Origin of the sequence: Hyalangium sp. (assembly GCF_035629615.1) — a bacterium.
Classification (GTDB): domain Bacteria; phylum Myxococcota; class Myxococcia; order Myxococcales; family Myxococcaceae; genus Hyalangium.
On the sequence record NZ_DASPHO010000001.1, the window covers coordinates 1 to 8,449 of the forward strand.

The window sequence follows — 8,449 nt, forward strand, 5'->3', positions numbered from 1 at the left end:
GCACCGGGCCGGACTCGAGCGGCCTGGCCTTCATGGACCTGGACTCGCCCCGCATCAAACCTCTGCCGCCGCCCTTCAACACCATCTTCCTTGGCACGCCGTTGTCCAATCCCCCCGACCTGAACGTTCCCACGGGGGACCTGATGATTGGCTGCAACTTCTGCATCAACCCTGGGGGCGAGCCCTACGGCGTGCTGCGCTTCAACGCCGACGGCACCATGGAGGTGATGACGGGCCTGGTAGACGCCGGCGCCGTCATCGCCTTTGCTCCCAGCACGCGGGTTGAGGTGGACGTCGAGCCCAAGCTGCTGACCGTCTCGGCCCCCGCCGGCGCCACCGTCATCTTCTAGGAGACCTCATGAGCCCCTCGCGCCTGTCCCCTCGCGGCACCACCCTCATCGAGTCCATGGCGGCCCTGGTCGTCTTCTCCATCGGCATCATCGGCATCATGCAGATGAACCTGCTGGCCAGTGAGCAGAACAACCTGGCCCGCTCCCAGACGATCGCCAGCAAGATCGCTCGCGACGTGGCCGACTCCCTCGAGCGCGTTCCCTTCAATCACGGACTCTTCGGCCCCGGCAACCTCAGCACCCTGCTCCTGAATGATCCGGAGTTTGAGAACATCGAGAACCCCAACGGCCTGATAACGCTGCAGACCGCGATGGCTCAGGTCGCCGATCGCCCGCTGCTGGGGGCCTCCGGCGCGATCTTCACCTCCGAGGGCGACACCACCTTCTACGAGGTGGCTTGGCGCGCTGTGAAGTTGGCCAACCCGGACCGGTTTGGCCAGATAGACCAGCTCCGCATCCTCATCATGGTGCGCTTCCCCACGCCCGGCGGTGGCCGGCGTCAGGTGAATACCTGGGCCATCCGCTACGACACCCACATCATCACGGGTGATACCAGTACCCTGGTGGAGATGTGAGCATGCGCAAGTCCTTCCGCTCTCGAGGTTTCACCCTGCTGGAGCTGCTGGTGGGCGCCGCGGTGGGCGCGGTGGTCATGGCAGGCATCAGCCTGACCTTCATCTCCCAGGCCCGGCAGTACCAGTCCCACGCCAGCCGCCGGGGCGTGCAGGCCAACGCGCGCCAGGCCCTGGCCTTCATGGGCCGTCACCTGCGCTCTGCCGGCTATGGCGTCAACCCGGACAGGGCCATCCTCTCCTGGGACTCGTACGATGCGGCCAACGAGCAGCAGGCACCCGGCTTCCCGGATGCCTTCGTGGTGCACTTCCGGGACGGGCTGTTCCGCCGTGACGCCCAGGCGGTCGCGTCCAACCTCATCACCCTCTCGCCCCTCCAGCCCCTCACCGAGGACATGCGTAGGGGGCAGATCCTGCTGGTCGTCTGTGTGCGCTCCCCCAACTTCATTGACCCGAGCGTGGACGAGAACCCGCCTCACCGGTTCGTCACCGTGGGCCAGTACGTGCCAGCCGGGGCTGTGGCCATCCCCTTGGACCAGAACCCCGTGCTCCCCCTGGAGGATCGCCCCACTCGACGTCCAGGCCGCCTCTTCCACGAGGAGACCGTGCCCGGCTTCGCTCATCCCTGCTTCGGCCGAGCTCCTCCCCAGGTGATGAAAGTGACGCGCGCCGCCTTCTACGTGGCCATGTTCACCAACCCCAACAACAACGAGCGCAAGCCCTATCTGATGATGCACCAGGGACTGGACATGCCCACGGCCGGCAATCTCCAGGGTGACGGCGTCATCGACGCCGCTGACGCGGTGCCCGTGGCCGAGGGCATTGAGCAGCTCCAGGTGGCCTACGTCCTGAACACCCTCAACACCACTCCCCCCACTCCCCCCATCAACAACAACGTCCCGATCATCCTGGGCGTCACCGACCCCATGGGGCCCGCCCACTTCGGCGAGGCGTGGGAGCAGATTAATCCGGCCGTCCTGCCGTCGGGGTGGTTCTTCAATCCCATCCCCATCGGCGTCGCGGCGACAGCCAACGATCCTCGGGTGCTGGATCACCCCGCCAACATCCGCCAGGTGCGCATGACCCTGGTCGCGCGCAGCTCCCTGCCAGATCCACAGATTGTGGGCGACGACTTCCTGCTCAAGCCCAACGGCACCGCCTACCCGAATGGCGCGCCGCTGCCCGGCGGCACCATCCCCTGGCGCCACCTGGAGAACCTGGACATGCCCCCCACCCCGGACTTCACCCCCGCAGGCAACAGCTTCTACCGAATCCTCCTGCGTGAATCCATCACCCCCAAGAACCTGCTGTTGAACCGGCAGTTTGCCCCCAGCACCCCTGGTGGAGGCTGAGCCCCATGCATCTCCCGACTCCCACTCCTCGAGGCATGGCGCTGGTGATGGCCATGATCGTCATTGTGCTGATGACGCTGCTGGTGGCTGGCGCCATCTCCTTCACTGGCACCGAGCGCGCCGCCTCCGAGATCCAGACCCAGGAGGACACCATGTCCTCGTGTGTTCAGGCCGCCCGCAACCTGTTCATCTCCAAGCTGGTCATGCTGGACAAGGACAGCCCCGCGAAGATCTCCTTCGACGAGTCCTTCAGCGTGGACCCGCTGCACCCGAACCGGGGCATCAAGCTGCGCACCGGGCACTTCACCGGGTTAACGGGCGGAAGCGCCGAGGACGTGTCTGGCGCCATGAAGGATCCGAACAAGGGCGTCAACAACATGAACCAGACAGAAGGCGTTCCCCTGCAGCCCAAGTTCTACCGCGTCACCGCGGTGTGCCGAGAGACCAACGACCAAACCAGCCCCGAGCGCGAGATCGAGTTCATGGTCCGAGTGGGCTTGTAGAATCGAATTCCAAAGGAGAACCCCCCCAATGTACTCCAGGAACCCCATCCTCCGTCAGCTGGGCCTCGGCCTCGCGGTGCTCGGCGTGGTCAGTGCGGCACACGCCCAGCAGCTTGGCAATCCCACCGCCTCTCCAGAGCAGAGCACCGCGTGCTGCCAGCTCACCACGTCGCTGGTGAATGACGTGCTGCGCGGCAAGGACGTGTCGGGCGACGAGCGCTTCTTCAGCGCCGAGGGCGCCCCGCCCAACATCCACTTCCTCGTCGACACCTCGGGCTCCATGCGCGAGCTGCCGCAGGTGCTCGACAGCGAGCACAGCACCTTCTTGGCTCTCACCACCAACGGCTGCGACAACCCGCGCCTGGATGCCTTCCAGCTCAGCCGCGGCTGGGACCCGAACATCGTGTATCCCATCCCGGACCCCGGCACGGGGATGGGCTCGGACACGGGCTTCCCCAGCCTGTTCCAGGACGACAAGTTCTACGGCTACATGTACTGGGGCGATCTCAGCAACCCGACCCCCCAGTGGAACACCAAGGAGGAGGCCTGCCAGTCGCAAGTGACGGACTATGCCGGCACCGGCGCTGTCGAGTACGCCCGCTGCTTGACGTGCCTGAGCACCAAGGGCTTCTTCAAGGAGCACGAGGCGGAGGGCCGTGACAACGCGCCGTACAATGTCGCCGGCTTCATGCTCTGGGGTCGCTTCCTCAACTTCAACCCGCCCAAGTACGTCACCGCCAAGGCGGTGCTCAAGTCCGTCATCAAGGACCTGAAGCGCGTGCGCGCGGGCATCAGCTACTTCACCAGCAACTCTCCCAACACGGCGATGCTCAAGGAGCAGAACCCGTCGTGCCAGCAGATCATCAACGACTCCAGCTCCTTCGACAGCAATCGCGCCAGCTACATCAACGCGGTCAACGGGCTGAACTTCTCCACGGGCACGCCGCTGGCGCGCTCGCTGCTGAACGTGGGCTACTACTTCACCTCGGATGACACGGTGTACCGGAACGTGTTCGGCTTCGGAGCCAACTACAGCTACCCGAGCAGCTTCAAGAACGACACGCTCACCTCGCAGGGCCGCAGCGTGTGCTGGGGCTGCCAGGTGTCCTCCGTCATCATCATCACGGACGGTGAGCCCTCCGGCGACAACCTGCCCGCCGCGGTGGTCACCAAGCTGCGTCAGCTCCAGGGCGCTGTGTACTGCCCGGACGCCTTGCCGTGCGGTGGCGGCACCACGGCCAGCCGTGACAAGGGCACCAACCCCGCCGTCTACACGGACGACAACCCCCAGTACATGCTCGATGACGTGGCCAAGCTCCTGTTCGAGCAGGATCTGCAGCGCAACACGCCGTCCCAGGTCGGGGACTTCAACACCGCCGGCAAGCAGAACGTCATCACGTACACGGTGGGCTTCGGCATCAACAGCAACTTCCTGAGGCACACCGCGGAGGTGGGCGGCGGCCTGTACTACACGGCCGATGACGCGGCCAGCCTGAAGCAGGCGCTGCTGGACATCATCACCAACGTGCAGACGCGGGCCACCTCCTTCTCGAGCCCCGCGGCCAGCACGCTGCAGGTGCGCAGCGCCAGCGTCACGCTCATCCCCCGCTTCAAGCCGGCCCGGAACAAGACGGCACCCTGGCAGGGCTTCCTGTACCGCTTCAAGGAGGGCAAGGAGCGCCTGCTGGGCTGTGATCCGGCGAACCCGGGCGTGCAGGACCTCAACCAGGATGGCGACTGCAACGACACGCTGCTGCTCGACGCCGAGGACGAGGCCATCATCGAGAACGATGAGGGCAACTTCATCAAGCTGCTGGACTCTCAGAATGGCATCGTCACGCCCGCCGTGGCCTTCTGGGAGGCCGGCGAGAGGCTCAAGGCCGGCGGCACCCAGAAGTGGATGACGCGCAAGATCTACACCATCATCGACAGCAACACGGACGGCAAGGTGGACTTCAACGACACGCCGATCCGGTTCTCCCAGGCCAACTCGGGTGTGCTGCGCGAGTTCCTGGGCATCAGCCAGAACCCCACCGAGTGCTCGGATCTGGCCGGGCAGCTGGGCGAGCCCCTGACGCCGGACGACTGCGCCAAGCTGGTCATCCGCTGGTACCTCGGCGCGGACGCGCTCAACCCCGACCCGTCCAAGCGAGACCTCGACAGGCCGTTCCTGCTCCACGACATCTTCCACTCCTCCCCGGTGAACGTGGATCCGCCCATCCCGGCCCGGTTCTGCGGCTTCTCCCAGGCGTGCAGCTCGGCGCTCTTCGCCGGCGCCACCCCGCTGGTGGACTCCAATGGCGCGCCCGCGCCGGCGTATGAGCTGTACCAGCAGGGGACGAACGGCCGAGACAAGATCGTGCTGGTGGGCAGCAACGGCGGCATGCTGCACGCCTTCCACAGCGGCAAGGCCCTGGCCTCGGGAGATGTGGACACGCTCACCGGCCAGCGCCTGTATGACGACGGCACGGGCCAGGAGCTGTGGGGCTTCGTCCCGCCGGACCTGCTGCCCAAGATGCGCCCCAACCTGGGCAAGCACGCCTACTTCGTGGATGGCACCCCCATGGTGCGTGACGTGTGGATGGATGGCCTGGGGGGCGCGGCGGATGGCAAGAAGGAGCCGGGGGAGTACCGCACGGTGGCCGTGGTGGGCACGGGCCGTGGCGGCGTGCACCGCTTCGCGCTGGATCTGACGCGCTTGCTGGGCAAGCTCCCGGATGAGGCCTCCACTCGGGTGCCCGACCAGACGGGGGACTTCCTGTGGTTGTGGCCGCAGCCGTGCGACCCGCTGGCGCTGCAGGTGGGCGAGAGCTTCACCAACTACGCGCCGCAGCCGCCGCCCATCCTCCCGGTGGCCCTCACCGATGCCGCGGATGACGCCCTGCGTGCCATGTCCAGCACCAGCTCCGGTGGCACGGGCCCCTGGACGATTGACAGCACCCCGGCGCACGAGCGCTGGGTGGTGGTGGTCAACGGCGGCTTCGATGAGCACATGCTGCGAGGCCGCGGCTTCGCGGTCGTGGACATGCGCACCGGCCACACCGTCTGGAGCTTCTTCTACGGAGACGGGCAGAGCCGCTCGGAGCACCTGCGCTACCCGATCGGCACGGGCCTCTCCGTGCTGGACATCGGCCAGGGCAACAACCCGGTCTCGGACGCGGACCGGCTCTTCGACTCGGCCACCGTGGGCGACTACGGCGGGCAGCTGTGGATGGTGCGCATGTGGAAGCCGGGCGCGTGGGACGCCACCAAGAAGCAGGTCAACAACTGGCTGGCCGCGCGCGCCTTCCGCGTGGCCAACCTGGCCGGAGATACGGGCGACGCGGAGGCCATGCGTGCACCCTTCAGCTACATGACCGTGAACACCCTGCAGCCCGACACCGGCTTCCTGCGCACCTTCGCGGGCACCAGTGACCGGGAGAACCTGCTGGAGAAGGGCACCGGCTGCCGCCTGTCCAACCCCCGCGCCTGCGCCGTGCAGGGCTGCGGCGTCAACAACACCCTCACCGTCGAGCGTGGAACGCTCGGCACCTACACCACCGCGTACACCGCCAACGCCACCTACCAGGGCTTCCACTACAGCTCGGGCAGCAGCCTCAGCACGACCACCGCGGCTGCACCTGGCCCGGCGTGCGCGGGTGCACGGGTGACGCTCAACTGGAACAATGACGCCGCCAACGGCTGCGGCAACGCCAACGATGGCTCGCTCCAGTACACGTGTGACGGCAACTCCTCGACGTGGAGCTGCCGCGAGACGGCCAACACCTGGACGGTGCTCAACTACGTCGAGCTGACCTCGCCCTACCCGCAGCGTTACTACGGCGTGTGGACGTACGGCGGCACGGCGCTCACCCGCCGCTTCGACACCGAGGCCCAGGCGGCGACCTACGACAACAGCCGGTTCACGGACACCGACCTGGTGAACGTCAGCAACTTCAACGCCGCTGGCGAGGTCGTCAGCAATCCCTCGGCTGCACCCTCGAGCAAGGGCTGGTTCCTCCAGTACGGAGCGGCCAACGAGCGCACGGGCACCACGGGCACCCTGATCAACGGCTGCGTCCTGTGGAGCACGTTCGAGCCCAGCGGCTCTTCCGGTGCGGTGTGCTCGACGACGGGCACCAACATCGCGCGCCTGTACCAGTCCAACTTCGCCACGGGCGAGGCCAACTGCGCGGTGAGCTTCTACAGGGATGGCGTCAACAACCCCGGCCCCAACCCTGGCACGTGGGAGCGCTTCAAGCTGAGCACCACCGTGGCGGCTCCCGCCGAGCCGGCGCTGCAGGTGGGCATCGGTGGCGGCCTCATCACGATCGACGTGAACCAGCAGGGCCCCGGCCAGTCGCAGACCACCCAGGTCGGCCAGAGCGACGAGGGCGTGAAGTCGCTCTACCAGATGGAGCTCGACCGGCGTGGCCACGACTGCCGGCATTTGGGGGACCCTGCCGCATGCAACTGAGAATGAACTGGAAGCTGGCGCTGCTTTCCGGGGCGCTGCTGGTGGGGGCCTGCTCCAAGAAGGAGCCGGCTCCCGCCCCGGAGACGGCGTCCGCCCCCAAGCCCGAGCAGGCCCCAGCGCCTGCCGAGGAGTCGGCCACCACGCCGGAGCCCTCGGGCTCCCCCGAGGAGGCCGAGGCTGTCGCTCCGGATGACGGGAAGCCGCCGGAGTTCACGCTCGGCCAGTCTCGGGCCGAGCTGATGCGGCTCTTCGGCAGCTGCGCCGAGCGGAGGGCCTTCGAGCCTCCGGGGCCCGGCAAGCTGTACGTGGAGATCTACCAGGCCAAGGACACCGAGGCGTGCCGCAAGCGCCTGGGTGAGCGCCAGTTCACCATCCGCGGGGGGACGCTGTTCCGCATCACCCCGGGGCTGATTCCTCCGGAGCCTCCCCCCAAGGAGCCGCCCGAGGGCGTCTGAGAGTCGATCCCAGGCGTCGAGCCCGTTGATTTCCGGAGGCTCCCAGCGTAGGCAACCCTCCTCTTTCATCACCACGAGGGTTGCTGCACATGGCCGAGAAGCTCCTGCCCCGCGAGAAGGGCTTTTCCGAGTGGTACGTCGATCTCGTCCTGAAGGCGAAGCTCGCCGACTACTCGGACGTGAAGGGCTGCATGGTCATCCGGCCCAACGGCTATGCGCTGTGGGAGAACATGCAGCGCGTCCTGGACAAGATGTTCAAGGACCTGGGCCACAAGAACGCCTACTTCCCGCTGCTCATCCCCGAGAGCTACCTGAAGAAGGAGGCCGAGCACGTCGAGGGCTTCAACCCGCAGCTGGCCGTGGTGACGCACGCGGGCGGCGCCAAGCTCGAGGAGCCCCTCATCATCCGCCCCACGAGCGAGACGATCATCAACCGCAGCTTCGCCAAGTGGATCCAGAGCTACCGCGACCTGCCCATGCTCATCAACCAGTGGGCCAACGTGATGCGCTGGGAGATGCGCACGCGGCTGTTCCTGCGCACCACCGAGTTCCTCTGGCAGGAGGGGCACACCTGCCACGAGACGGAGGAGGACGCGGAGCAGGAGACGCTGCAGATGCTGGAGGTGTACCGGACGTTCGCCGAGGACTACATGGCGATGCCGGTGCTCAAGGGGCGCAAGAGCGAGACCGAGAAGTTCGCCGGCGCGCTGCGCACCTACAGCATCGAAGCGATGATGCAGGACAAGAAGGCGCTGCAGGCG

At 66.8% G+C, this 8,449-nt stretch carries 6 protein-coding genes and 1 pseudogene; all 7 read left to right on the forward strand.

Annotated features, from left to right (window positions below; genetic code table 11):
• A pseudogene (locus tag VD972_RS00005) lies at nucleotides 1–350 on the forward strand (hypothetical protein); the annotation flags it as partial.
• An 8-nt stretch (nucleotides 351–358) separates the two neighbouring features.
• Nucleotides 359–925, forward strand: coding sequence for a hypothetical protein (locus VD972_RS00010; RefSeq protein WP_324978799.1), 567 nt, complete (start codon nucleotides 359–361; stop codon nucleotides 923–925).
• 2 nt (nucleotides 926–927) lie between these two features.
• On the forward strand, nucleotides 928–2,274 hold the full coding sequence (locus VD972_RS00015) for a PilW family protein (protein WP_324978801.1): 1,347 nt from the start codon (nucleotides 928–930) through the stop codon (nucleotides 2,272–2,274).
• A 5-nt stretch (nucleotides 2,275–2,279) separates the two neighbouring features.
• Nucleotides 2,280–2,777, forward strand: a complete 498-nt coding sequence (locus VD972_RS00020) for a hypothetical protein (protein WP_324978804.1) — start codon at nucleotides 2,280–2,282, stop codon at nucleotides 2,775–2,777.
• Nucleotides 2,778–2,805: 28 nt separating this feature from the next.
• Nucleotides 2,806–7,233, forward strand: coding sequence for a pilus assembly protein PilY (locus tag VD972_RS00025; RefSeq protein ID WP_324978807.1), 4,428 nt, complete (start codon nucleotides 2,806–2,808; stop codon nucleotides 7,231–7,233).
• Nucleotides 7,224–7,688, forward strand: coding sequence for a hypothetical protein (locus VD972_RS00030; RefSeq protein WP_324978809.1), 465 nt, complete (start codon nucleotides 7,224–7,226; stop codon nucleotides 7,686–7,688). The genes VD972_RS00025 and VD972_RS00030 overlap by 10 nt, the downstream gene beginning before the upstream one ends.
• A gap of 89 nt (nucleotides 7,689–7,777) precedes the next feature.
• Nucleotides 7,778–8,449, forward strand: a 672-nt coding sequence (locus VD972_RS00035; protein ID WP_324978812.1) for an aminoacyl--tRNA ligase-related protein, incomplete at its 3' end; no start/stop codon positions are given.